The sequence below is a fragment of the Paramagnetospirillum caucaseum genome (assembly GCF_000342045.1).
GTDB lineage: Bacteria > Pseudomonadota > Alphaproteobacteria > Rhodospirillales > Magnetospirillaceae > Phaeospirillum > Phaeospirillum caucaseum.
In genome coordinates, this window is record NZ_AONQ01000042.1 from 1 (window position 1) to 23022 (window position 23022).

General features: G+C 67.4%; 22 protein-coding genes. 12 read left to right on the forward strand and 10 right to left on the reverse strand.

Annotated features, from left to right (window positions below):
- Window positions 1–94 precede the first annotated feature (94 nt).
- The 9 genes from H261_RS14750 to H261_RS14790 all read left to right on the forward strand — a co-directional run bounded on the left by H261_RS14750 (window position 95) and on the right by H261_RS14790 (window position 7435).
- On the forward strand, window positions 95–1324 hold the full coding sequence (locus H261_RS14750) for a DUF2478 domain-containing protein (protein ID WP_008619002.1): 1230 nt from the start codon (window positions 95–97) through the stop codon (window positions 1322–1324).
- Complete coding sequence (locus H261_RS14755) at window positions 1321–2001, forward strand: class I SAM-dependent methyltransferase (RefSeq protein ID WP_008619004.1); 681 nt, start codon at window positions 1321–1323, stop codon at window positions 1999–2001. Before H261_RS14750 ends, H261_RS14755 begins: the two co-directional genes overlap by 4 nt.
- Window positions 2002–2072: 71 nt before the next feature.
- On the forward strand, window positions 2073–2768 hold the full coding sequence (locus tag H261_RS14760) for a polysaccharide deacetylase family protein (RefSeq protein ID WP_008619005.1): 696 nt from the start codon (window positions 2073–2075) through the stop codon (window positions 2766–2768).
- Between the two features lie 15 nt (window positions 2769–2783).
- Window positions 2784–3932: a glycosyltransferase family 4 protein gene (locus H261_RS14765; protein WP_008619006.1), complete on the forward strand. Its 1149-nt coding sequence runs from the start codon at window positions 2784–2786 to the stop codon at window positions 3930–3932.
- A gap of 85 nt (window positions 3933–4017) precedes the next feature.
- A complete protein-coding gene (locus tag H261_RS14770) occupies window positions 4018–4773 on the forward strand; it encodes a glycosyltransferase family 2 protein (protein ID WP_008619015.1) in 756 nt (251 codons plus the stop codon).
- Between the two features lie 55 nt (window positions 4774–4828).
- Window positions 4829–5110 carry a CopG family ribbon-helix-helix protein gene (locus H261_RS14775; RefSeq protein WP_040476597.1) on the forward strand — a complete coding sequence of 94 codons (282 nt, stop codon included), beginning with the start codon at window positions 4829–4831 and terminating at the stop codon, window positions 5108–5110.
- Window positions 5110–5394 (forward strand): type II toxin-antitoxin system RelE/ParE family toxin, encoded by a 285-nt coding sequence (locus H261_RS14780; RefSeq protein WP_081608961.1) that lies wholly within the window; start codon window positions 5110–5112, stop codon window positions 5392–5394. Before H261_RS14775 ends, H261_RS14780 begins: the two co-directional genes overlap by 1 nt.
- Before the next feature lie 4 nt (window positions 5395–5398).
- Window positions 5399–6439: a glycosyltransferase gene (locus H261_RS14785; protein WP_008619018.1), complete on the forward strand. Its 1041-nt coding sequence runs from the start codon at window positions 5399–5401 to the stop codon at window positions 6437–6439.
- Between the two features lie 39 nt (window positions 6440–6478).
- Window positions 6479–7435, forward strand: coding sequence for a UDP-glucuronic acid decarboxylase family protein (locus H261_RS14790; protein ID WP_008619019.1), 957 nt, complete (start codon window positions 6479–6481; stop codon window positions 7433–7435).
- Here the strand turns inward: H261_RS14790 and H261_RS14795 are convergent.
- On the reverse strand, window positions 7410–8690 hold the full coding sequence (locus H261_RS14795; protein WP_085988773.1) for an O-antigen ligase family protein: 1281 nt from the start codon (window positions 8688–8690) through the stop codon (window positions 7410–7412). The two genes, H261_RS14790 and H261_RS14795, sit on opposite strands and share 26 nt — an antisense overlap.
- Before the next feature lie 139 nt (window positions 8691–8829).
- Here H261_RS14795 and H261_RS14800 point away from each other — a divergent pair, with 139 nt between their 5' ends.
- On the forward strand, window positions 8830–10332 hold the full coding sequence (locus H261_RS14800) for a bifunctional glycosyltransferase/class I SAM-dependent methyltransferase (protein ID WP_235062943.1): 1503 nt from the start codon (window positions 8830–8832) through the stop codon (window positions 10330–10332).
- Between the two features lie 9 nt (window positions 10333–10341).
- Here H261_RS14800 and rfbA read toward each other — a convergent pair whose 3' ends face one another.
- The 7 genes from rfbA to H261_RS14835 are packed head-to-tail and all read right to left on the reverse strand — an operon-like array spanning window position 10342 to window position 17685.
- Window positions 10342–11223 carry a glucose-1-phosphate thymidylyltransferase RfbA gene (gene rfbA, locus H261_RS14805; RefSeq protein WP_008619022.1) on the reverse strand — a complete coding sequence of 294 codons (882 nt, stop codon included), beginning with the start codon at window positions 11221–11223 and terminating at the stop codon, window positions 10342–10344.
- A complete protein-coding gene (rfbB, locus tag H261_RS14810) occupies window positions 11220–12296 on the reverse strand; it encodes a dTDP-glucose 4,6-dehydratase (protein WP_008619023.1) in 1077 nt (358 codons plus the stop codon). The genes rfbA and rfbB overlap by 4 nt, the downstream gene beginning before the upstream one ends.
- Window positions 12293–12868 (reverse strand): dTDP-4-dehydrorhamnose 3,5-epimerase, encoded by a 576-nt coding sequence (gene rfbC / locus H261_RS14815; protein ID WP_008619025.1) that lies wholly within the window; start codon window positions 12866–12868, stop codon window positions 12293–12295. Before rfbC ends, rfbB begins: the two co-directional genes overlap by 4 nt.
- On the reverse strand, window positions 12858–13736 hold the full coding sequence (locus tag H261_RS14820; RefSeq protein ID WP_161625038.1) for an NAD-dependent epimerase/dehydratase family protein: 879 nt from the start codon (window positions 13734–13736) through the stop codon (window positions 12858–12860). The genes rfbC and H261_RS14820 overlap by 11 nt, the downstream gene beginning before the upstream one ends.
- An 11-nt stretch (window positions 13737–13747) precedes the next feature.
- Window positions 13748–14944 carry a DegT/DnrJ/EryC1/StrS family aminotransferase gene (locus tag H261_RS14825; RefSeq protein ID WP_008619027.1) on the reverse strand — a complete coding sequence of 399 codons (1197 nt, stop codon included), beginning with the start codon at window positions 14942–14944 and terminating at the stop codon, window positions 13748–13750.
- Window positions 14944–16167 (reverse strand): class I SAM-dependent methyltransferase, encoded by a 1224-nt coding sequence (locus H261_RS14830; protein ID WP_008619028.1) that lies wholly within the window; start codon window positions 16165–16167, stop codon window positions 14944–14946. The genes H261_RS14825 and H261_RS14830 overlap by 1 nt, the downstream gene beginning before the upstream one ends.
- Before the next feature lie 12 nt (window positions 16168–16179).
- Window positions 16180–17685, reverse strand: a complete 1506-nt coding sequence (locus tag H261_RS14835; RefSeq protein WP_008619029.1) for a hypothetical protein — start codon at window positions 17683–17685, stop codon at window positions 16180–16182.
- A gap of 167 nt (window positions 17686–17852) precedes the next feature.
- Between H261_RS14835 and H261_RS14840 the strand changes: the two genes are divergently transcribed.
- Window positions 17853–19505, forward strand: coding sequence for a B12-binding domain-containing radical SAM protein (locus H261_RS14840; RefSeq protein WP_008619030.1), 1653 nt, complete (start codon window positions 17853–17855; stop codon window positions 19503–19505).
- Between the two features lie 218 nt (window positions 19506–19723).
- On the opposite strand, the gene wecB is transcribed toward H261_RS14840, so the two are convergent.
- Both wecB and H261_RS14850 read right to left on the reverse strand, forming a co-directional pair.
- Window positions 19724–20818 (reverse strand): non-hydrolyzing UDP-N-acetylglucosamine 2-epimerase, encoded by a 1095-nt coding sequence (gene wecB, locus H261_RS14845; RefSeq protein ID WP_008619031.1) that lies wholly within the window; start codon window positions 20816–20818, stop codon window positions 19724–19726.
- Between the two features lie 4 nt (window positions 20819–20822).
- On the reverse strand, window positions 20823–21443 hold the full coding sequence (locus tag H261_RS14850; protein ID WP_008619032.1) for an SIS domain-containing protein: 621 nt from the start codon (window positions 21441–21443) through the stop codon (window positions 20823–20825).
- 161 nt (window positions 21444–21604) lie between these two features.
- Here H261_RS14850 and H261_RS14855 point away from each other — a divergent pair, with 161 nt between their 5' ends.
- Window positions 21605–23017 (forward strand): mannose-1-phosphate guanylyltransferase/mannose-6-phosphate isomerase, encoded by a 1413-nt coding sequence (locus H261_RS14855; RefSeq protein ID WP_008619033.1) that lies wholly within the window; start codon window positions 21605–21607, stop codon window positions 23015–23017.
- Window positions 23018–23022 lie beyond the last annotated feature (5 nt).

The window sequence follows — 23022 nt, forward strand, 5'->3', positions numbered from 1 at the left end:
GGGGGCTTGCTGTAATGATATATATGCTGCCATCGCTGAAAACGAGTCTTGGCGTTGGTCAAGGCATCGCTAAAAGGTTTAGGAGAACCACCCCATGTCGCCGGCCCCGCAACCCAGCCAGCCCGCCATCGGCGCAGTGATCTATCCGCCGGGCAAGCCGCCTGAGAAATTGTTGGCCGAATTCGCCGCCCAGCTGGCGGCCAGGGGCTTCCGCCTGGGGGGATTGCTGCAGGACACGCTGCGCGACGCCACCGGGCGCAAGACCGACATGACGGTCACCGAGATCGACACCGGCCGCAAACTCTCCATCGGCCAGAGCCTGGGCAAGGAATCCAAGGCCTGCATCCTGGATTCCCAGGCGCTGGCCGAGGCGTCGGGCGCGGTGCGCCGCGCCATCGAGACCCGCGCCGACCTGCTGTTCATCAACAAGTTCTCCAAGTCCGAGATGGAGGGCGAGGGTCTGGCCGGCGACATGCTGGCCGCCGTGGCCGAAGGGGTGCCGGTGCTGACCGCGGTGCCGGGCGTGCTGATCGAGGAATGGACGGCGTTCACCGGCGGCCAGACCGAGCTGATCGCGCCCTCGCTGGCGGCGCTGTGGCGCTGGTGGGGGCCGGGGCGGCTCTACGCCGACCTCGCCAACGGGGTGGAGGACGCCGCCGTCAAGCGGGTGGTGGTCGGCCTCAACTGGACCATGGTGGAGACGGAGGCCGGCATCGGCCTCGCCCAGACGCCGGAGCGCGGCACGCCGGGCTGCAACGCCACCAGCCATGCCGGCAAGCGCACCCATTCCGGACTCAAGGCCCTGGCCGCCCTCGTCCATTCCGCCGATCCCTTCGACCAGGCGCTGGGCGCGGCGGCGTGCAACGCCCATTACAACCGCCTGGACCTGCGGCTGGACGGCGGCAACGGCCTGGAGAGCTTCGGGGCCAAGGGCGGCGGCACCGTGGTGATCGGCGCCTTTCCCGGCATCCACGACCGCCTGCCCGGCGCCAAGGTCATCGACCGCAAGCCGGCCGCCGGCCAGTACCCGGAGCAGGCCGCCGAGTGGCTGCTGCCCGCCGCCGAAGCGGCGATCATCACCGCCTCGACGCTCGCCAACCGCTCGCTGCCCGGCCTGCTGCGCCTGGCCCGCTTCGCCCGGGTGGCGCTGGTCGGTCCGGGGGCGCCCCTGACCGCGCGGCTGTTCACCTACGGCATCGAGGTCAGTTCCGGCCTGATCGCCGAGGACCCGGACGGCCTGGCCCGCGTGGTGGCCGAGGGCGGCGGCGCCAAGGACCTGAAGCGCCATTGCCGCCAGGCCACCTTGCGGAAATCCCAGCCGTGACCAAGGCGATCGACGTCTATTCCACCGCCCGCAGCGAGCGGCCCCGCCTCAAGAAGAAGCATCTGGTCCAGTTCGACCGCGAGTTCCTGCACCTGTCCGGGTCCACGCCGGGCATGAGCGTGCTGGAGATCGGCTGCGGCACCGGCATCTTCCTGCGCTATCTCCAGGCGCGCGGCTTCGCCGACGTGGTCGGGCTGGACAGCGATTCCGGCCTCGCCCCGGTCCTGGACGACCTTGCCGGCGTCGATATCCGGCTGGTGGACGGCCGCGACTATCTGGCCGGACTGGCCGGGCCGCGCTTCGACCGCATCGCCCTGTTCGACGTGGCCGAGCACCTGCCCGAGGCGGCGCTGACCGAGCTGATGCGCTCCCTGGCCCGGGTGCTGAAGCCGGGCGGCAAGGTGGTGATGCGCTCGCCCAACTGTGCCTCGCCCTGGGGGCTGAAGATGCAGTTCGACACCTTCGACCACGTCACCCCCCTCACCAAGGGCCGCATGGAGGAACTGGCGGCGGCCACCGGCTTCGTCTGCCGCCGGGTGATCGGCGGGACGAAGGGGACCGGCTTGCGCCGCATCGCCCAGGCGGCCCTGCACGGCCTTCTGGACCGCTGCCTCGCCTATGGCCCCGACATCTGGGACGCCACCATCATCGGACTGTTCGAAAAGGCCGATTCCTGATACTTCCCAAGCCACAACAAGCGGGCAGAGAGCGATTGCGGATTTCCTGGTCACTGGGGGCGTGGCGGCCGATGATGCGGCAGCTGACCGATGCGGGGACGGTGGCCATCACCATCGACGACGCCCCCATGCCCGACACCACGCCGGCTCTGCTCGACCTGCTGGACCGCTTCGGGGCCAAGGCCACCTTCTTCGTGAGCGGCTGCCGCGCGGTGAATGCGGGCGAACTGGTCGCCGAGACCGTGAGGCGCGGCCACGCCGTCTACGCCCATGGCTGGGACCACGTCCGCCTCGACCGCGAGCCCACCGCCCGCCTGTTGGAGGACATGGAGCGCTGCGAGACGCTGCTGGCCGTCCACCGCCCGACGCCGGAGCCCTATCTGGTGCGGCTGCCCTATAACGGCGGGCGGCGCTCGGCCCGCATTCACCGCGCCCTGTCCCGCTGGCGGCCCGGCTGCGCCCTGGTCCATTGGGGCCCCAGCACCGAGGACCACATGACCGCCACCCGCTGCTCAGGCCCCGGGGACGTGGAGGCCGAATGCCGCAAGGATGTGGAGCGCCTGCTGGCCGACCCCCGCCTTCCGGGCGGTATCCTGCTGATGCACGACCAGCCCATCAATGATCGCCCCGGCGCCGAATTCAAGCCGGCGGTCACCATCACCATGGCCCGCCTGCTGCTGGAGGGTCTGGCCCGGCGTAGCTTGCGCTGCGTCACCCTGCCGCCGCCGCCGCCGCAGGCGTGGTGGCAACGCTTCATCCTGGCCTGAGAGAGGGGAGATCTCGTGCGCATTCTCCACACCATTCCGGGACGCAATTGGGGCGGCATGGAACACCGCACCCTGGAGCAGGTGCGCTGGCTGAAGGCCCACGGCCACGACGTCTGGCTGGCCTCGCCCTCGGATGGCGAATCCTACAAGCGCGCCGAAACCGCCGGATTGCCGGTGATCGGCTTCAACTTCGACCGCCCGTGGAAGCCTGCCACGGTGCGAGGCTTCCGCAAGCTGCTGATCGAGAAGCGGGTCGAGGTGGTCGATACCCACGTCACCCGCGACGCCAAGGCCGCGTGCGCCTGCCTCGACCTGGTCGCCGTGGTGCGCTCGCGCCACGTCAACCAGCCGCTGAGGGGCGGCGCCATCCGCCGCCTGCAATGGCGCCTCGGCGCCGACCACATCATCACCGTGGCCGAGTGCACGCGGCGGCAATTGCTGGAAATCGGGCTGGCCGATGCCAAACGCTCGGTGTCCATCGGCGGCTGGGCGGACGAGCGTTTCTTCGACCTGCCCGACCCGGTCGCCACCCGCGCCAGACTTCGCGCCGAGCTGGGCCTTGCCGCCGCTTCCTTCGTCTGGGTCTGCGTCGGCATGATCCGCCCCGACAAGGGCCAGGACCACCTGCTGGCCGCCCTGGCCCTGCTGCGGGACAGGGGGCTCGCCCCCATGCTGGCCGTGGTCGGCTCGGCCACCGCCGAATGCACCGATTACGAGCGCGGACTGCACGCGCAGTTGAACCGGGCCGGACTGGCCGACCAGGTGGTCTTCACCGGCTATCGCGACGACATTTCGGAACTGATGCAGATGGGCGACGCGGTGGTGATCCCCTCGCTGACCGAGGCCCAGCCCCGCGTCGCCGTCCAGGCCTTCGCGGTGGGCAAGCCGGTGGTGGCCTGCAATGTAGGCGGGGTGCCCGAGATCGTGCTGGACCGCCAGACCGGCCTGCTGGTGCCGCCGGCCGACCCGGCCCGGCTGGCCGATTCCATGGCCCTGGTCATGACCGATCCCGGCTCCACCGCCCGCATGGCCGCCGCCGCACGGACCATGGCCGAGAAGGACATGCGTTTCGACAACCGCATGGACCAGACGCTGGAGGTCTACCGCACGGCCATGGCGCATGCCCGCAAGCGCGTCCTGCCCCGGTTCAAGGGGGTGAAATGAGACGCCTGATGACGTGCGGGCGGGACACCCGCGCTCCGAACCACTCCCTCTTCTTGGAGCGCGGCCGTCCCGGCCGCATTCTGCCATGACCACGCTGACCGCCCTGGTCGTGGTCTGCAACGAGGAGAAGAGGCTCCCCGCCTGCCTGGACAAGCTTTCCTTCGCCGACAAGGTGGTGGTGGTGCTCGACAAGTGCACCGACGGCACCAAGGATATCGCCCTGGCCTACGGAGCCCATATCGTCGAGGGGCGCTGGGACCTGGAGGGCGACCGCCGCAACACCGGCATTGCCGCCTGCGACACCGAATGGGTGCTGGAGGTGGACGCCGACGAGCACGTTCCCCCCGCCTTAGCCGAGGAAATCCGCCGCACCATCGCCGCCACGCCATTCGACTGGCACGAGATCCCGGTGGACAATTACATCGGCGAGCGTCTGGTGCGGCACGGCTGGGGCGCCAGCTACGGCAAGGCCGCCTATCCCGGCCTGTTCCGCAAGTCGGCCAAGACCTGGGGCCCGGACCGCGTCCACCCCTCGCTGGTCTGGCGGGGCAAGAAGGGACCGATGCTGGAAAACCGCCTGCTCCATTATGTCGACAAGAACATCTCGGACATGATCCGCCGCCTGGATTCCTATTCCACCGCCAAGGCCCGCGACCTGCGCGAGAGGGGCGAGACCTGGGGCTCCACCGCGTCCAACCTCCGCCGGCTGCTGTCGCGTTTCTTCAAGTGCTACGTCCGGCGCGGCGGCTGGCGCGAAGGCGGCTACGGCCTGATCATCGCCATCTGCGCCGGGCTCTATCCCTTGCTGTCCCACTTCAAGGCCCGGTACGAGAAGGAATAGGTGCCGCGTCATGCATTGTGATACGGTGAATGACGCCGAAACCCAGGAGGCCGCCATGACCGAGCCCGCCGCCAAGACCCAGATTTCACTGCGCGTCCCCGCAGAGTTGGTGGAGGCGTTCGACGCCATCGCCAAGGGCATGGAGCGGGACCGTTCGTGGGTGATGCTGCGCGCCTTGAAGCAGTACCTGGAGACCGAGGGTGCCGACGTGCTGCGCGAGCTGGAGGGGCTGGCCGCGGCGGAGCGCGGCGAGTTGTTCGATTTCGACGAGGTCATGGCCGAAGCCGAGGAAATTATCCGCCAGGCCGAACAGCGTCACAAACGTAAAGCCGGTTGATGGCACCGAGGCTTGCTCCCTTCACGGCCCCCGCACGGAGCTGGTTCATGGCCGAGATCGCCTATCTCGCCGAGCGTAATCCCGCCGCCGCGGCCACGGTGATCGCGCCGTTCCAGGAGGCCCGCCGGACGCTGGCGAAGCATCCCGACATCGCGCGGCCCGGCCCCATCATGGGCTTGCGCCACGTCATCGTCGGCCCGTATGTGCTGACCATCCGGCGGAAAGCGGGCTCGGTTGAAATCCTGTCCATCCGCCACGGCCGTCAGGCCGAACCGAAGGAATAGACTCTTGGCCAGCATCGTCATGACCGACGACGGCATCGTCTTCGACGGCGCCACATTGGAGGAGCGGCCCTTAGGCGGCGCCGAGACCTCGTTCATCGAGATGGCCAACGCCCTGGCGGCGCGCGGCCACGAGGTGCTGGTCTGCAACAAGTGCGAGGCGGAGCGCGTCCACAAGGGCGTCACCTGGCGGCCGCTGTCCCGGGGCGTGCCGGAAGCCGCCGACCTCTACATTCCCAATCGCGGCGACAGGCTGATCCGCCTGTGCCCCAAGGCGCGGCGCACCATCTTCTGGATTCACAATCCCGCCGGCTACCTGATGAAGTGGCGCTACCAGTGGAAGCTGGCGTTGCGCCTGCCGGTGATCGTGTTCTCGGGGGAAAGCCACGCCTCCACCTATCCGTCCTATGCCTTCGCCGGCGGGCGCGAGACGGTGCCCTACGGCCTGACCGACCTGTTCCGCCATGCCGGGGCCCGCGCCGAACCGCCGCCGCCCCGCGTGGTGTTCACCTCCAATCCCATGCGCTCGCTGGACTGGCTGCTGGATCTGTGGGAGCGGCGCATCCGCCCCGCAATCCCCGACGCCGAACTGCACGTCTTCGCCGGCACCGCCACCTACGGCGCGGCGGGAGCCGCCAAGGCCGGCCGCATGGGCGTGGTGCTGGACAGGGCCGGCGCCATGGGGCCCCACGGCGTGGTGCTGCGCGGCCCCGTGCCGAAGACCCAGCTGGTCGGCGAACTGGCCGCCGCCCGCGCCCTGCTCTATCGCGGCGACATCGGCGAGACCTTCTGCTCGGCGGTGGCCGAGGCCCAGGCCATGGGGGTTCCGGCGGTTCTCCAGGACATCGCCTGCATGAAGGAGCGGGTGATCGAAGGAGAAACCGGGTATTGCGTGAAGGATGATGAAACCTTTGTCCGTCATGCTGTGGCCATCCTCACCGACGACGCGCTGTGGCGGCGCCTGCATCGGGCCTGCCTGGAGCGGCAGCGGTCATGGGGCTGGGACCAGGCGGCGGCCGAGTTCGAGCGCATCGGAAGGCTGGGATAGTTCGGGACTTCAAACCGCGGAACGCGGAAAGGGGACGTCATGAAGTATGATCGCAAGCGGGTTCTGGTCACCGGCGGCGCCGGCTTCCTCGGCTCCCACCTCTGCGAGCGGCTGCTGGTGGAGGGCTATGACGTGCTGTGCGTCGATAACTTCTTCACCGGCACCAAGGCCAACATCGCCCACCTGCTCGACAATCCCTATTTCGAGATGATGCGCCACGACGTCACCTTCCCGCTTTATGTGGAGGTGGACGAGATCTTCAACCTGGCCTGCCCGGCGTCGCCCATCCACTACCAGCGCGATCCCGTCCAGACCACCAAGACCTCGGTGCACGGCGCCATCAACATGCTGGGCCTGGCGAAACGGGTGGGGGCGAAGATCTTCCAGTCCTCCACCTCCGAGGTCTACGGCGACCCGGACGTCCATCCCCAGCCGGAAAGCTATCGCGGCAACGTCAACCCCATCGGCCCGCGCGCCTGCTACGACGAGGGCAAGCGCTGCGCCGAGACGCTGTTCTTCGACTACTGGCGCCAGCACCGGCTGCGCATCAAGGTGGCGCGCATCTTCAACACCTATGGGCCGCGCATGCATCCCGACGACGGCCGCGTGGTCTCCAACTTCATCATGCAGGCCCTGAAGGGCGAGCCCATCACCCTCTATGGCGACGGCAGCCAGACCCGCTCGTTCTGCTACGTGGACGATCTGATCGAGGGCTTCATCCGCCTGATGAACACCGGCGACGAGATCACCGGCCCCGTCAACCTGGGCAACCCGCGCGAAATGACCATCCGCCAGTTGGCCGAGCTGGTAGTCCAGATGACCGGCGCCAAGTCCGAGATCGTCTACAAGCCGCTGCCCGCCGACGACCCCCTGCAAAGAAAGCCCGACATCACCCAGGCCAAGGCGTTGCTGAACGACTGGGAGCCCAAGGTGGTGCTGGAGCAGGGGCTGGAAAAGACCATCGCCTATTTCAGGATGATGGTGGCGCGGAGCTGAGGTCTCGGGTCGCGGGAGGGGACAGGATCAGGCAGAAGGTGGCGACAAGCCATTGACTTGCGACCCACCACGCCTGCCAGGCGCCGAAACTGGCGGCGCCGATCACCAGGATTCCCGCAGCCGTTCCCAATCCGGACGCCCGTACCGCCGGCGGAGACCGCCACAAGGCCATGATCAGGGCGAGAAACGCCGACAGCAGCAGCAAGACACCCAATAATCCGGTTTCCAACCAGACCTGAAGCATCAGATTGTGCGGATGCAGCGGCATGGCCTGGACGTCCAACATGATGATTCCATGGGAGGCGCGGGCCGGAACCTTGATGATGGCTTCGCCGCCCGGCAAGGCCCGCGAGGCGTCAAGCCCCCAGCCGGCCAGCGGACGCTCCCCCACCTTCCCGGCGGCAAATCCCCAGATGCCCAGCCGGTGCATCATGGAATTGGGCAGGATGTTGACCGCTTCGGCCATGGCCGGCAGCGCCGGCAGCCGCTGGACGGCGGCCGGCGCCGCCAGGAAACCGATGGTCACCAGCACGGCCATGCCGGCGCAGACGGCGCGCGGCCAGACCAGGGCGAGCGCCGTCACGGCCCCGGCGACACCGGCGGCAAGCAATCCGGTGTTGCTGTCGACCGACAGGCCGCAGCCGACCAGACCGGCCACCAGGAGCGGCACCGCCCAGGGCCGGCGCCGCCACAGCCACAGGGCCATCACCGGCATCAGGAGGCCGCAAAGCGTCACTCCCACCTTGAAATGCGAGCGCAACCATTCCTCGGGGACCCGCAACCCCAGCAGGCGGCGGACCGCCCGTTCGATGGCGCCATCCATCCCCCCGTCCATCCCCACGGCCGCGAACAGGCCGAGCATGCCGAACACCATGGCCATCCCGATCCGGTGACGCGCCCGATGATCCAGGGCGGGCAAGGCGGACAGCACGGCCAGCCCGGCGGCGGTCAGCCCCGCCAGCTGCAGCACGCGCGGCAGGACGATTCCGGGGGTTTCCGCCCACAGGGCGCTGGCGCCGCCCCAGGTCAGGAACGCCGCCAGCCCCAGGCCCATGACCCGGCCCAACGGCCATCCCCGCCCCCCGTACCGGACGATCTGCCACAGGGAAGCCAGGCCGGCGACCACCAGCAGGATGACGATGCCGTGATTGCCGTAGGCGGCCACCGGCAGAAACATGAACGCGATGCCGACGAAAGCGGCCTCCGCGACCGACAGGCCGTTGCCGCCCGCCATTCTTGCCGGGTCACTTGCCATCGGGGCTTCCGTCTCCTCCCGCCAACACCCGTCTGCCTAACACACCCGCCGCAGACGGTCCAGAGGTGCCGAGAACGGTTGCCCCCCGGGTGGTTTGGCGGCAATATGCCGCCTTTCCGGCAGGGGGATGGCGTTCTTGGTGACTCAGTCCGAGCAAGGCGGAACACGCAAGCGGGTTCTGGTGTTCCTGCTGGCCTACAATGCCGAGCGTTTCATGGTCGATACCATGCGCCGCATCCCGGTCGCCGGGCTGGCCGAATGGGACAGCCACCTGCTGGTCATCGATGACGGCTCCAAGGACCGCACCGTCGAGGTGGCCGCCGAATTCTATCGCACCGGTGAACTGGGCATGCCCACCACCATCCTGCGCAATCCGGTGAACCAGGGCTATGGCGGCAACGTCAAGCTGGGCATGCATTACGCTATCGAGAACGGCTTCGACGCCATCTGCCTGATTCATGGCGACGGCCAGTATCCGCCGGAGAAGATTCCCGAATTCGTCCGCCCCCTGCTGGACGGCGAGGCCGACGCGGTGTTCGGCTCACGCATGATGAGCGGCTTCGGGGCGCTGAAAGGCGGCATGCCGCTCTACAAGTTCGTGGGCAACAAGGTGCTGACCCGCCTGGAGAACTGGCTGGTGGGTACCCGGCTGTCGGAATTCCATTCCGGCCTCAGGCTCTATTCGGTGCATGCGCTGAAGCGCCTGCCCTTCTACGCCAACGCCAACGACTTCCACTTCGACACCGAGATCATCATCCAGTTGCACTTCGCCGGCATGCGGATCAGGGAATTCCCCATTCCCACCCGCTATGGCGAGGAAGTCAGCCACGTCAACGGCTTCAAATACGCCTGGGACATCATGAAGCAGGCGACCTTGGGCCAGATGCAGCGCCTCAGCCTGGTCTACCAGCGCAAGTACGACGTCGCCCCCAAGGGGCGCGAGACCGGGTACCAGGTGCCCAAGATGACCTTCACCCAGGCCCACGCCATGGCGGTGGACCTGGTGCCGCCGAACAGCCGGGTGCTGGACGTGGCCGCCGCCGATGGGCTGGTGGGCGAGGAACTGAAGAAGAAGGGCTGCTTCGTCGCCGGCATCGACCGCGCCGCGCCGCCGGCCGAGCGCGGCTACGATGCCTTCGCGCCCTGCGATCTCGACGCCGGGGCGCTGCCCCTCGACCCCACCCAGTACGACGTGGTTCTGCTGCTGGACGTGCTCGGCCATCTGGCGCAGCCGGAAAAGTTCATGGAGGCACTGCACCGCCGGGCCGGGCGCAATCCGAACCTGAAGCTGGTGGTCAGCTCGGGCAATATCGGCTTCATCTACAACCGGCTGCAACTGCTGTTCGGCCACTTCAACTACGGCAAGCGCGGCATCCTCGACGCCAGCCACACCCGCCTCTTCACCTTCGCCAGCCTGCCCCGGCTGCTGGAAGAGGCCGGCTTCAAGGTGGAGGAGGTCCGCGCCGTCCCCGCCCCGTTCGAGCTGGCGCTCGGCGACAACGCCGTCTCGCGCCTGCTGGTCAGGCTCGACGGCCTGCTGCTCCGGCTCTCCAAGGGACTGTTCGGCTTCCGCATCCTGGTGGTGGCCTCGCCGCGCCCCAGCCTGGAGACCATCCTGGAAAACGCGGTGGTGCACGAATAGGGAGCGGCCCTATTCCTTCTCGCGGAATTCCCTGACCACGCGCAGCAGGTAATGGCCATAGGTGCTCTTGGCCAGCGCGTTGGCCAGGGCCTCGAAGCGGGGAAGATCGATGAAGCCCATGCGCAGCGCGATCTCCTCCAGGCAGGCGATCTTCAGGCCCTGGCGGGTCTCCACCGTCTGGACGAATTGCGCCGCCTGCAGCAGGGAATCGTGGGTGCCGGTGTCCAGCCAGGCATAGCCGCGCGACAGCAGGGTGACGTTGAGCGCCCCCATCTCCAGATAGGCGCGGTTCAGCTCGGTGATCTCGGTCTCGCCGCGCGGCGAGGGCTTGAGCCGGGGCGCGATGTCGACCACCCGGTTGTCGTAGAAGTAGAGCCCGGTGACCGCCCAGCGCGAGGTGGGATGGGTGGGCTTTTCCTCCAGATGGGTGACGTTGCCGGCCTTGTCGAAGGTGACCACGCCATAGCGTTCCGGATCGGCCACCTCGTAGGCGAAGACGGTGGCGCCTTCGGGCCTAGCCGCCACGCTTTGGACCAACCCGCGCAGGCCATGGCCGTAGAAGATGTTGTCGCCCAGCACCATGGCCACCGGGTCGTCACCGATGAAGTCGCGACCGATGATGAAGGCCTCGGGCAGGCCGTTGGGCTTGTCCTGGATGGCGTAGGAGAGGTTGAGACCCAGCTGCGAGCCGTCGCCGAACAGCATCCGGAAACGCTCGATGGCGTCGGGCGTGGTGATCAGCAGGATGTCCCTGATACCCGCCAGCATCAGCACCGACAGGGGGTAATAGACCATGGGCTTGTCGTAGATGGGCAGCAGCTGCTTGTTGACCGCCTGGGTCATGGGATGCAGGCGGGTGCCGCTGCCGCCGGCCAGAATGATGCCCTTCATGACCGTGTCTCTCCCTTGGTGCCCAGACCCACACGCTGGGCGGCGCCCTTGTCGCGCACCAGCTTCTCCCACCAGGCGCGGTTGTCCAGATACCAGACCACCGTGCGCTCGAGGCCCTGTTCGAACGATACCGCCGGGCGCCAGTCCAGCTCGGCCTTGAGGCGCGAGGCGTCGATGGCGTAGCGCAGATCGTGGCCGGGCCGGTCGGTGACGAAGCTGATCTTTTCAGCATGGGGCCGCCCATGGACAGCAGGCGCCAGCCGGTCGAGAATGGCGCAGATGCCCCGCACCACCTCGATGTTGGCGCGCTCGGAATCGCCGCCCACCAGATAGGATTCCCCCAGCCGCCCCCGCTCCAGAATGGCCAGCAGGGCGGTAACGTGATCCTCCACGAACAGCCAGTCGCGCACGTTCTCGCCCCGCCCGTAGACCGGCAGGGCCTCGCCCCCCAGGGCGCGGGCGATGATCAGCGGAATCAGCTTTTCGGGGAACTGGTAGGGGCCGTAATTGTTCGAGCAGTTGGAGACCACCACCGGCAGGCCGTAGGTATGCAGCCAGGCCAGGGCCAGGTGGTCCGACGCCGCCTTGCTGGCCGAATAGGGCGAGCGCGGCGCATAGGGCGTCGCCTCGTCGAAGCGCGACCCGTCCATCGCCAGGGCGCCGAACACCTCGTCGGTGGAAACGTGGTGGAAGCGGAAAGTCTCGCGCGCCGCGCCGTCCAGGCCGCGCCAGTACTCCGTCGCCGCCTCCAGCAGCCGCAAGGTGCCCACCACGTTGGTGTCGATGAAATCGGCCGGGCCGTCGATGGAGCGGTCCACATGACTCTCGGCGGCCAGATGCATCACCGCACCGGGCCGGTGGCGGGCGAAGATCTCGCGCAGGCGGATGCCGTCGCGGATGTCGGCATGCTCGAAGGCATAGCGGGGATTGTCCTCGGCGCCTTCCAGAGACTCCAGGTTGGCGGCATAGGTCAGGGCATCCAGGTTGACCACATGGTGGCTGGTGGCAGCCAGCAGGTGGCGCACCACCGCGCCGCCGATGAATCCGGCCCCGCCGGTAACCAGAATCTTCATGGGCCGGCTCCTTGATAGCGGAACACCTCGGGCAGGTCCTTGAGGCGGGGAAAGGTACGGTCACGCGGCGCCAGGATGGCCTCGGATTCGGCCACCGGCCAAGGAATGCCCAGATTGGGATCGTTCCACAGCAACCCGAGATGGTTGCACTCTGGGCTGTAGGGAGCCGACAGCAGGTAGTTCAACTCGGTACCGTCTTCCAGGGCGCAGAAGCCGTGGGCGAAGCCCACCGGGATGTACAGCGCCTCCCACCCCTCCGCCGACAGCTCGACCGCCACGTGCCGGCCATAGGTGGGCGAACCCACCCGCAGATCCACCGCCACGTCCAGCGCCCGGCCACGCGCGACGCGCACCAGCTTGGCCTGGGCCTGGGGCGGCGTCTGGAAATGGAGCGCGCGGATGGTGCCCGCCCGGTTCTGGCGCGACAGGCCCTGCAGCACCCATTCCTCGCGGATGCCTTGGTCCGCGAACTTGGCCTTGTCCCACACTTCCGCGAACAGGCCGCGCTCGTCGCCATGGGCGATCAGGCGGACCAGCTTGACGTCGGGAATGGCGGTGGCTTCAACCTGCACGGCGAGACTCTCCGATGGTGCGGGCCAGCCCCTCGGCCAGGGTCACCTTGGCCGACCAGCCCGGCGCCCGTTCCCCCGCCCAGGGAATCCGCACGCTGCGCTCCGGCACGGCCCAGCCGCCGCGCCGCTTGGGCAACTCCACGCCGGCCTGACGCTCGAAGACCGCCACCACCTCGTCGATGGTGTGGCGAAAGCCCGAGGCGGCGAAGCGCCTGCCCCGCCAGACGTCCGGCTCGGCCAGGATGCCGCGCCCGGCGGCCAGCAGCGCCTCGGCCACATCGTCGCGATAGGTGAGGTCCATCACCATCTCCTCGTCGGGCAGGGCCAGCGGCGGGCCACCGTCCAGGGCGGCCAACAGGGTGGGGACCAGCTTGCGTCTGGTGTCGCCGGGACCATAGGTGTCGAACAGCACCAGGGTGGTGGCGGCCAGACCCAGGTCGCGGTAATGGGCCAGCAAGGTCTCGAACGCCTCCTTGGCGGCGGCGTAGAGATTGAGCGGGCGGGGCGGCTCTCCCCACTTCTGGGCGAAGGTGCCCACATTGACGAAGGCGGCGCCGCTTCCCGCCACCGCATCCAGAACCCGTGCCCCGAAGGTGACGTTGGTGTCGATCAGCCGCGCCACGTCGGAAGCGCCGTGGTCGCGCAGATAGAGATTGGCCAGGTGGAAGACCACTTCGGGCCGTGCCGCGCCGATGATGGCCGGCATGTCGCCCTCGTCCACATGGGTCAGGACGCCCAACTGATCGAGAGCGGCGGTGTCGGTGGCGGGGCGGATGACGGCGTGAACCTCCGCACCCAGGCTCCGCAACCGCCCGGCCAGGGCCAAGCCGGGAAAGCTGGTGGCGCCGGTCAGCAGGACGCGCCGCACGCCCACAGGACCTAAAACTTGGCCGCGAAGTCGCGGAACGACTGGAAGACGTGGGCCAGTTCCGCTTCGCCCAGACCCTGGTGGCAGCCGATCAGCATGCCGCCACGCATCACCCGGTCGGCGTTGGGGAAGCCCTCCGCCGGCGCCCGGTGGGGGATACCGGCGAAGCCCGGCTGGCGCAGGATGTTGCCGGTGAACACCGTGCGGGTCTGGATATCGGCGCCCTCGAAATGGATCTGCAGGTCGCGGCGCCCGAACGGCGCCCCGTCCTTGACCAGCAGCGGGAAGGCCAGCCAGCCGGTACGGCTGTTGGGCAATTGCCGGGGCAGGGTGAACCAGTGCCCGTAGCCCCGGAAGAAATCCATCAGGGCGTTGAAATTGGCGATGCGCGTCTCGAGATAGCCCTGCAGCTTGTCCAACTGGGCCAGGCCGAAGGCCGCCGAAATCTCCGAGGGGAGGAAATTGTAGCCGATGCCCTCGAACACGAATTTGGAATCGTAGGGGATGCCGTCCACTTCGCAGTTGAAGCGCAGATCGGCGTCTTCCCGCTCGCCCATCAGGGAAGACGAGCGGCCCCAGCCGCGCAGCAGGGTAGCGCGCCGGGCCAAAATCTCGTCGGAGACGGTGATCATGCCGCCGAAACCGGCGGCGGTCACCACATGGGAGGCGTAGAAGCTGGTGGTCGAGATATCGGTCAGTGCCGCCGTCGGCTTGTTGCCGATGGTGGCGCCCAGGGTATCGCAGGAATCCTCGATCACCTTGAGGCCGTGGCGGTCGGCGATGGCGCGCAAGGCCGCCCAGTCGGGCAGGTTGCCGATCAGGTTGGGAATCAGCATGGCGCGGGTCTGGGGGCCGATCATGGCCTCGACCTTGGCCTCGTCCACCACATAGGTGTCGATGCCGCTGTCCACGAAGACCGGCACCAGGCCCAGCTGCAGCAGCGGCGCCACGGTGGTGGCGAAGGTGAGCGACGGCGTGATCACCTCGGACCCCTTGGGCAGGTCCAGGGCGGCCAGGGCCAGCAGGTTGGCCGACGAGCCGGAATTGACCATCAGGCCGAGGCTCTTGCCGAACAACCCGGCGATCGCGGTCTCGAAGGCGGCGACCTTGGGGCCGGTCATCAGGGCCAGCGGCTGGTTTTCCAGCACATCGACCACCGCCGCGATCTCTTCCTTGCCATAGATGGCCTGGCCGTAAAACACCCGCATCAGCGTACCTCCACCCGGCGAACCGGCATGATCCATTTGCCGCCGCCGCTCCGCCAGGCCTGCTCCTTGGCGTCGATCTCAGCGAAGTGGTTCCAGGCGAACAGAACCGCCGCGTCGGGCGGCTGGCCGGCGAAGCGCTCGTGCGCCACCACCGGGATATGGGCGCCGGGTGACAGGGTGCCCTGCTTGGCGGGCGTGGTGTCGGAAATGAACTCAACGTGCTCGGGCGTGATGCCGCACCAGTTGATCACCGTGGCGCTCTTGGCGGTGGCGCCATAGCCGGCCACCCGCTTGCCCTGGGCGCGGAAATCGTTGATCAGCGCCATCAGCCGGTCGCGGGACTCCTCGCAGCCCTTGCGGAAGGCATCGTAGGTCTCAGGCATGCCCAGGCCCAGCTCGACCTCGCGCGCCTTGGCGGCGGCCAGTTCCGGGGAATGGACATGGGCGCCCTTGTGGCCCAGGTGATAGCGCATGCAGCCGCCGTGGTGGTCGTTGTGCTCCGCGTGGAAGACCTCCAGCCCATGGCGACCGAAGGCGTTGTCCAGCGCGGTGATGGACCAGATGTACATATGCTCGGCATAGATCTGGTCGTAGGCGCAGTCGGCCACCATGTCGCCGAGATAGGGATCCTCCTGGATCATCACGCCGGTGGGCTTCAGCAGATGGGCCACGCCGGCGGCCACCGCGTTAGTGTCCTCGATGTGGTGCATGGTGTTGGTGGCGATGAACAAATCGGCATTGCCGTGCTCGGCCACGATGGCCCGCGCCGTCTCGACATTGAAGAAGGCGCACAGCGTCTGCACGCCCTTGGCCCGTGCCGCCTCGGCCACGTTGGCCGAGGGCTCGACCCCCAGGTGGCGCAGCCCCTTGCGCGCGAAATTGGAGAGCGTGATGCCGTCATTGCTGCCGATTTCCACCACGAAGGGATCGGCCCCACCCAGGTAGCGCCGCGTGAGATCCTCGCTCATGGCGCGGAAATGCTCGGTCATCACCCGCGATGTGCTGGCGAAATAGGCGTAATGGTCGTGGAACATCTGGTCCGGAGCCGGGATATTCACGATCTGGAAGGTCTTGCACTCGGGGCAGAGCGCCGGGGCCAGCTCGTAGAAATATTCGGCGGAGGCCTCGGCGGACGAGCGCAGGAAGGCGTTGGCGATCGGCATGCGCCCGAAGGACATGAACGGCGTGATCGCGGCGGAGCAGATGCGGCAGTGATGGGTCATGGCGCGCGCACGTTATCGCTTAGGCTTGGTAAAATCAACGACCGCCACGCATCCCCAGACATCGTAGTAGCGGCCTTCCGACCTCAACTCGTAGGCCGAATCGAAGGCGATCCTGTAGGGCTTGAGAAAGCGTTCGCCGCCGCCGAAATACGACGACATGGTGAACGGGTCGCCTCCGGTCGGCACCAGCATCAGTTCGGCGGTGCAGCGCCGCAGGCGCAGGATCTTGGCCGACGAGGCGGGACGACCGATATACGACCATTCCATCTCCGACCAGCCGTCGAAGGTGGAAGGATGGCCGGCGAAGATGGGAATGGTGCGCAGGAAGGTGCGCTCGTAGGGCTTCTCGTTGTGATTGCCGAATCCCATCTCGATGGTCTTGCCGGGATTGGCCGCCATCACCGCGCGGATCTCGGCGGCGGCCTCGGCGGTCCAGGTGTTCTCGCGGAAGAAGCGGTGGACCTGGCGCTGCGACGGCCAGGCGAAGCCCACCGCCGCTCCGGTGAACACCAGGATGAAGGCGGTGGCCATACGGCGTGGATCGGGCAGGGCGCGCGCCACCCGCATGGCAAGGTCCGCCGTGACGGGCAGCAAGGCCAGCATCTGGTACCAGCCGCTGCCGCTGACCACGGAAGGGTAGATGGCCACCAGGGCGGAGCCGCCATAGCCGGCGACATAGAGCCGCTCTCCCCCCGTCAGCCGGCGCCATGCGAAGGGCGCCGCCAGGACGGGAACGAAAAAATAGATCAGGTGGTTCATCTGGCGCAGCGCCAGCAGGGGCTCGACCTCGTGGCGCCCGGCCACCATGGCCAGGATGGAGGCATAGATATCGGGCGGAAACCACGGCAGGGTGAAGGGAAAGGCCGCAACCAGTGCCCCGGTCACCGCGGCCAGCGGCCAGCGGCGCAGCGGCTGGCCGGCGAGAAAGCCGAAGACCAGGGGGACAGCGTAAAGGCCGTGATGCACCTTGACGTCGGCCAGCAGGCCGCCGATCACGCCGAGAGCCAGGGGACCAGCCCACCAGGGGCGGCGCTCGCGGGCCAGTTCGGCCACCAGAACGAGGCCCAGGGTCACCAGCAACAGGCTGACGGGATCGGGCCGCACCCAATAGGCCTTCTTGTCGCCCATCAGCACCAGAGCCAGCATCAGCCCCAAGGCGGGGGCAATGCCTTTGCGCCCGAATTGGCGGGCGGCATGCAGGGCGAAGGCCAGCGCGGCGATCAGCGCCGCCGCGACACCGCCCAGCTTGCTGGCCGCCAGGGTGCCGCCGCCGATCCAGTTCCACAGGCCGTTCCAGGCGAACACCGTGGGGCCATAGACGGTCAGCAGGAATTCCGGGTCGGCGGCGTCGCGGTAGATGGGCGCACCCTGGGTCAGCTGCCAGCCACGCACCGCCAGACTGACCTCGCCATGGTCGAAATAGCTGGCGAACAGCAGGTAGCGGATGGACCCGGCAAGCAAAAGACCCACGAGGGCCACAGCCAGGATGGCGAACGGCACCGAGGGGCCGAGACCCATGGAATGGGGCCACCCGCCTTCACCGCCACCCCTGTTTCCCGCCCTCATCACCAATCATCCCCGTTGCCACAGCCAAGGGTATGGCGGAAGCTCCCTACGCTGTAAAGGTTCTTGCCCGCGCGGCGCGGCTGATGAAATTCCGTTGGGGATGATCTATATATCCGTCCATGAACGCATCCACCGCCCCGGACCTCGATCCGACCCTCGCCCTGCTGGCCGCCGCCGCCGCCAGCCCCCCCTGGCAGAGTCCGCCCGCCGCCGGGCCTCGGGTTCTGTTCATTTCGCTCTATTGTTTCAAGTCCTTTCCGGTGCGTGGCTTCCACCAACTGACCCGCCAGTGCGGCATCGATTCCCATGCCATCCTGTTCAAGGACAACCTGACCAACCGCCACACGCCGATCACCGAGACCGAGATCGGCTATCTCAAGGCGGTGGTCCGCCAGGCCAAGCCGGACATGGTGGCGGTCAGCGTGCTGGCCCCTTATGTGCCGGCGGCGCGGCGCGTGATCCGGGCGGTGCGCGAGATCACCGACGCCCCCGTGGTGGTGGGCGGCAAGCACCCGACCATTTCCCCCGACGAGGCCCTGAGCTACGGCGATTACGCCTGCAAGGGCGAGGGCGAGCTGGTCATCCTCGACATCCTGGAGCGCTTGCGGGCCGGTTCGCGCGACTTCACCGGCATCAAGGGGCTATGGCACAAGGATTCCGAGGCCAAGCCCGTGGACATGGGCCAGCGCATGCTGATCCAGGACCTGGACATCATCCCCTTCGAGGCCTATGGCGAGCCTCAGATGCATTTCATCGAGCATGACCGCCTGACCACCGACGACCCCGAGATGGCCGAGGAGGAAATCCTGGTCATGGCGGGGCGCGGCTGCGTCTACATGTGCAGCTACTGCGTCAATTCCCTGCTGATTCCCATGAATCGCGGCAATGGCCGTTTCGTCAGGCTGCGCAGCCCGGACAACGTCATCGCCCAAATCAAGGACCGCCTGGAGCGCCAGCCCAACGCCCGCTTCGTCACCTTCAACGACGAGGTGTTCGGCGTCTTCGACGACTGGACCAAGGAGTTCAGCGAGGCCTACCTCCGTTTCGGCGGCCCCAACTTCAATTGCGAGTTGGTCCCCAAGCTGATCAAGGAGCACAACATGCGCGCCCTGGTCTCGGCGGGTCTCGACCGGATGCATTTCGGCATCCAGTCAGGCTCCGACGAGATCCGCCTGGAGGTGCTCAAGCGCCCCGGAAAGAACGTGGAGTTGCTGGAAAAGGCCAAGATGCTGGGAACCTTGGGGATCCAGGTCCAGTGCGACCTGATTCTGGGCAATCCCTTCGACACCGCCGATGCCATTGAGGAAAGCATCCGCCTGCTGGCCGACATGCCGCAGCCGCTGCAGCTCAATACCTACAAGATGCAGTTCTACCCCAATTACCCCATCACCGAGCGGGCGTTGAAGGAGGGCTACATCACCCAGGCCGACCTGCACGAGGACAAGGTCGCCGACAACACGCTCTACAACTTCGTCTACAAGCCGGTGGTCACCCGCCTGGACCGCAAGACGGTGCTGGAGAACTGCGTCTACCTCATTCCCTGGAACACCGCCCTGGTGTGGTGGCTGGCCAAGCGGCTGTGCGAGCGGAACAACCCCGTGCTCGGTGCCCTGGCCAATGTCCTCGCCGCCTGGCGCTATCAGCTCGATTTCTGCGAGAATCCCGCCCTCGTCTGGCTGCGCCGCCTGTGGCTGGTCTCGAAGATGGTGGCAACCGGCAATCTGGGTCCGCTGCGGCGCAAGCTGGCCCGCCTGCTGGCCCGCCCGGCCTGAGCCGAGCCGAGCCGAGCCGCTTAGCAGGCTGCGGGAAAACGCTCCCGACCACCTTTTTTATCGTCACCCCCGCGCAGGCGGGGGTCCATATTGCGGCACAACCGTGTCATAGGCACAAAATATAGCGGAGCGAATGCATGGATTGTCCGCTTCGCGTTCCCTTCGGTCCCCGCTTTCGCGGGAATGACGACAGGCAAAGGGCTTTTGTCCGCAGCCGGCTACAGCCGCTCGGCCAGAATGGCGGCGATGCGCCGCCCGGCCTTGCCGTCCCATAGCTCCGGCACCCGTCCGGCCTTGCCGCCGGAGGCCAGCACGTCATCGAAGGCCGCCAGGATGGCATCCCGGTCGGTGCCCACCAGGGTATTGGTCCCCTCGGCGATGGTGATGGGCCGCTCGGTATTGTCGCGAACCGTCAGGCAGGGCACGCCGAGTGCGGTGGTCTCTTCCTGCAATCCGCCGGAATCGGTGGCCACCACCTTGGCGGAGCGCATCAGGCCCAGCATCTCGAGATAGCCCACCGGCGGCAGCAACGCCACGTTGGGCCGGTCCAGCCGGCTCATCAGCCCCGCCGCCTCGATGCGGGCGCGGGTACGTGGATGCAGGGGAAAGACCACCGGAACCTTCTCCGCCATGGTCTCCAGGCATCCGACCAGCCGGGCCAGGGTGTCCGGCTGGTCCACGTTGGAGGGGCGATGCAGGGTGACCAGGGCATAGCCCTCGGCGAAACCGGCCCCGCCCAGGGTCTCGGCAGCGGGCCGCGCCCGCTCGGCATGGGCCAGCAGGCTGTCGATCATCACGTTGCCGACGAAATGGATGCGGGCGGGATCGATGCCCTCGCGCAGCAGGTTGGCCTGGGCCGACCGCTCGGTGGTGAACAGGAAGTCCGAGATCTGATCCGTCAACACCCGGTTGACCTCTTCCGGCATGGCGCGGTCGTAGGAGCGCAGGCCGGCTTCCACATGCACCACGGCGACGCCCTTCTTGGCGGCCACCAGGGCGCAGGCGATGGTCGAATTGACGTCGCCCACCACCAGGACGGCATCGGCCTTAAACTCATCGAGCACCGGCTCGAAGCGCTGCATGATCTGGCCGGTCTGCTGGGCGTGGCTGCCCGAACCCACCTCCAGGTTGACGTCGGGATGGGGCAGGCCGAGGTCGCGGAACAGCTGGTCGCTCATGGCCTCGTCGTAATGCTGGCCGGTATGGACCAGCGGCGCCCTCAGCCCCTCGGCCACCAGCCCGGCGATCACCGGGCCGATCTTCATGAAATTGGGCCGGGCACCGACCACGCAGAGGACGGTCTTGGCGGCCATGGGCTCAGAACCGCCGCTGGGCGACCAGGGAATCGGGCATGCGCGCCTGGCGAACGAACTGGGCCAGCACATGCATCAGGGTCTGATGCACATCCTCGACCACGCCGTAATTGTCGGCGGCCACGTGCAGGTTGACATCGGCGGCCTTGGCGCCGCGCCCGCCGGAAAAGCCGGTCAGCGCGATGGAGCCCATGCCGTTGGCCCTGGCCCAATCCAGGGCACGCACGATATTCTCGGAATCGCCCGACGAACTGATGGCGATGACCACGTCGCCGGGCCGCGCCAGCAGGCGCAGCTGGGCGGCAAACACCTCGGCATATTCGATATCGTTGGCAATGGCGGTGATGGTCTCCACCGTGGTGGACAGGCTGAACACCCGGGGACGCAGACCGGTATCGGTGGACACACCCTTGGTGTGGTCGCAGACCAGATGATTGGCGATGGCCGCCGATCCGCCATTGCCGCACGAGAAGATGTGGGCGTCGCGCTCCAGAGCGGCGCTCAGCAGCCGCTCGGCCTGATGCAGCGCGTCGCGGCCGACAGAAGCCAGCGCCTGGGAGATCTGCCCCGCATAGGCATCGAAATAATCGGCGATGGAACCGACACGGCGTTCGGGAAAGCTCATCCCAACCTCTTGGAAAAACATGACCGCGATGACGGCGAGTGTTATCAGATCATCCCCGCGATACCAAGGCCTTGCTGTACCGCGTCGTCCATTCGGAGTGGACGTTCGTCCCCACCCGGCCCTAAACTGCCGCCACCCTGACCCCAAGGCCGAAGCGCACCATGACCAACCAGCCCCCCGCCGTAATTCCCGTCATCCTGTCCGGTGGGGCCGGAACGCGCCTGTGGCCGCTATCGCGCGAGCTGCGTCCCAAGCAATTGCTGCCGCTGCTGGGCGACGACACCTTGCTGCAGCAGACCGCCGCCCGCCTGCCGGGGCGGCCCATGGTGGTGTGCAATCACGAGCACCGCTTCATCGTCGCCGAGCAACTGCGCGAGAAGGGCATCGAGCCCCGCGCCATCGTCATCGAACCCATGGGCCGCAACACGGCGCCGGCGGTGGCGGTGGCGGCCCTGCTGGCCGAGGCGGAGCCGGATTCCCTGCTGCTGGTCATGCCCTCCGACCATCGGGTGAAGGATGCCCAGGCCTTCCGCCGCGCCGTCGAGACGGCGATCCCCCTGGCCCAGGCCGATCATCTGGTGACCTTCGGCATCCAGCCCACCGAGGCCAATACCGGTTACGGCTATATCAAACGCGGAAGCGCCCTGATGGAGGGTTTCGCCGTGGAGCGCTTCGTGGAAAAGCCCGACCGCGCCACCGCCGAAGCCTACCTCGCCTCGGGCGAGTATCTGTGGAACGCCGGCATCTTCCTGTTCAAGGCCGATGTGTACCTGCGCGAGTTGGAGCGCCGCCTGCCCGACATGGTGAGCCAGTGCCGCGCCGCCCTGGCCCAGGGCCAGACCGACCTGTTCTTCTTCCGCCTGGCCGATGCCCCCTTCGCCGCCATCAAGGGCCAAAGCATCGATTACGCGGTGATGGAGCATACCGAAAAGGCCGCCATGGTGCCGGTGGACATGGGCTGGTCCGATATCGGCTCGTGGTCGGCGCTGTGGCAGGAAAGCGACCGGGACGGGGATGGCAATGTCCTGGTGGGCGATGTCATGGCCGGAGACACCCGCAACTCCTATATCCGCAGCGAGCGCCATCTGGTCACCACCCTAGGGGTGGAGGATCTGATCGTGGTGGCCACCGACGATTCCATCCTGGTGGCGGCCAAGAGCCATGACCAGGACGTCAAGAAGATCGTCGAGGATCTGAAGGCGCGGGGCCGGTCCGAGGCCAGCCAGGGCACCCGCGCCTGGCGGCCCTGGGGCTGGTTCCAGACCATCGACGACGGCTACCGTTTCCGGGTCAAGCACATCTCGGTCAATCCCGGCGCCAAGCTCAGCTTGCAGAAGCACTGGCACCGCTCGGAGCACTGGGTGGTGGTCACCGGCACCGCGCTGGTCACTTGCGGCGACAAGACCTTCACGCTGCGCGAGAACGAATCCACCTTCATTCCCGCCGGCACCCCCCACCGCCTGGAAAATCCCGGCAAGGTGCCGCTGCGCATGATCGAGGTTCAGTCGGGCGAGTATATCGGCGAGGACGACATCGTGCGCATCGAGGATGTCTACGGTCGGACCGAGGGGTAAGTCCG

What these genes read in the sequence shown, in the direction of transcription:
- H261_RS14795 (WP_085988773.1), bottom strand. Translation starts at nt 8,690, where the DNA reads ATGGCAAGTGACCCGGCAAGAATGGCGGGCGGCAACGGCCTGTCGGTC.
- H261_RS14750 (WP_008619002.1), top strand. Translation starts at nt 95, where the DNA reads ATGTCGCCGGCCCCGCAACCCAGCCAGCCCGCCATCGGCGCAGTGATC.
- rfbA (WP_008619022.1), bottom strand. Translation starts at nt 11,223, where the DNA reads ATGAAGGGCATCATTCTGGCCGGCGGCAGCGGCACCCGCCTGCATCCC.
- H261_RS14790 (WP_008619019.1), top strand. Translation starts at nt 6,479, where the DNA reads ATGAAGTATGATCGCAAGCGGGTTCTGGTCACCGGCGGCGCCGGCTTC.
- rfbB (WP_008619023.1), bottom strand. Translation starts at nt 12,296, where the DNA reads ATGAAGATTCTGGTTACCGGCGGGGCCGGATTCATCGGCGGCGCGGTG.
- H261_RS14850 (WP_008619032.1), bottom strand. Translation starts at nt 21,443, where the DNA reads ATGAGCTTTCCCGAACGCCGTGTCGGTTCCATCGCCGATTATTTCGAT.
- wecB (WP_008619031.1), bottom strand. Translation starts at nt 20,818, where the DNA reads ATGGCCGCCAAGACCGTCCTCTGCGTGGTCGGTGCCCGGCCCAATTTC.
- H261_RS14770 (WP_008619015.1), top strand. Translation starts at nt 4,018, where the DNA reads ATGACCACGCTGACCGCCCTGGTCGTGGTCTGCAACGAGGAGAAGAGG.
- H261_RS14760 (WP_008619005.1), top strand. Translation starts at nt 2,073, where the DNA reads ATGATGCGGCAGCTGACCGATGCGGGGACGGTGGCCATCACCATCGAC.
- H261_RS14775 (WP_040476597.1), top strand. Translation starts at nt 4,829, where the DNA reads ATGACCGAGCCCGCCGCCAAGACCCAGATTTCACTGCGCGTCCCCGCA.
- H261_RS14840 (WP_008619030.1), top strand. Translation starts at nt 17,853, where the DNA reads ATGAACGCATCCACCGCCCCGGACCTCGATCCGACCCTCGCCCTGCTG.
- H261_RS14830 (WP_008619028.1), bottom strand. Translation starts at nt 16,167, where the DNA reads ATGACCCATCACTGCCGCATCTGCTCCGCCGCGATCACGCCGTTCATG.
- H261_RS14825 (WP_008619027.1), bottom strand. Translation starts at nt 14,944, where the DNA reads ATGCGGGTGTTTTACGGCCAGGCCATCTATGGCAAGGAAGAGATCGCG.
- H261_RS14780 (WP_081608961.1), top strand. Translation starts at nt 5,110, where the DNA reads ATGGCACCGAGGCTTGCTCCCTTCACGGCCCCCGCACGGAGCTGGTTC.
- H261_RS14855 (WP_008619033.1), top strand. Translation starts at nt 21,605, where the DNA reads ATGACCAACCAGCCCCCCGCCGTAATTCCCGTCATCCTGTCCGGTGGG.
- H261_RS14835 (WP_008619029.1), bottom strand. Translation starts at nt 17,685, where the DNA reads ATGGGTCTCGGCCCCTCGGTGCCGTTCGCCATCCTGGCTGTGGCCCTC.